Consider the following 852-nt stretch of genomic DNA (forward strand, 5'->3'; position numbering starts at 1 on the left):
TTCTGCTACGTGAAATAAAAGGAATAAACTTCGATGGTTAAAGATCAAATCCGTTACGATATTCTCGTTCAGGATGCGCTTCGTGGAGTTATCCGTAAAGTTTTATCGGAAGTTTCTAAAGCTGGTCTTCCGGGAAATCATCATTTTTTTATAACTTTTTTGACGAATTCCCCAGGCGTTAAAATTTCTTCTCGGCTAAAAAATCGCTATCCTGAGCAAATGACAATCGTCTTGCAACATCAGTTTAGAGATCTCAGTGTTTCAGAAACAGCCTTCGAAGTAACCCTCTCTTTCAGGGAAATAACAGAAAAACTGGTGATTCCTTTTACTTCCATTCAGGTCTTTTATGATCCTGTAGCAGCATTTGAAGCAGCATTTGACCTGCCCTCAAGTCTTACCTCTGGAGAAAGTGAAAATTCAGAAAACACCTTACCTGCACCCATTACTCTATCAAACAAACAAAAAAAAGAAAATACGCTCACAGAAGAACAAAATCTCAGTACCAATAAAGAACCTTCAAATAACGATACAAAACAAAGTGCTGATGTTGTCTCTTTAGATTCTTTTCGGAAAAAATAAACTTTCTCATGCCTGAATTAATTAACCTTCGCCAATTTCGAAAACAAAAAAAGCGTACAGAGAAAGCTCTTCATGCTGAGCAAAATCGTTATCGTTTTGGACGAACAAAAACTAAAAAACTTTTTGAGCAACAAAAATCTTTAAAAACGCAAAAATTTCTTGATCAAAATCGTTTACGAAATGACGAATAAAGGTAGAAAAATGCACGAAAATAATTCTATCGATTGGTCAAAAGTCATTCCACGAAAGATATCTGTTCGCGTTGATGGACAC

At 35.8% G+C, this 852-nt stretch carries 2 protein-coding genes; both read left to right on the forward strand.

The annotated features are described in order from the left end of the window. The first annotated feature begins 33 nt into the window (after nucleotides 1–33). Nucleotides 34–579, forward strand: coding sequence for an SspB family protein (locus ACFIO3_RS14305; RefSeq protein WP_375608248.1), 546 nt, complete (start codon nucleotides 34–36; stop codon nucleotides 577–579). Between the two features lie 8 nt (nucleotides 580–587). Continuing rightward, on the forward strand, nucleotides 588–770 hold the full coding sequence (locus ACFIO3_RS14310) for a DUF4169 family protein (RefSeq protein ID WP_375608247.1): 183 nt from the start codon (nucleotides 588–590) through the stop codon (nucleotides 768–770). Nucleotides 771–852: the final 82 nt, after the last annotated feature.

This window comes from Bartonella sp. AD328YNZD, from assembly GCF_042196425.1.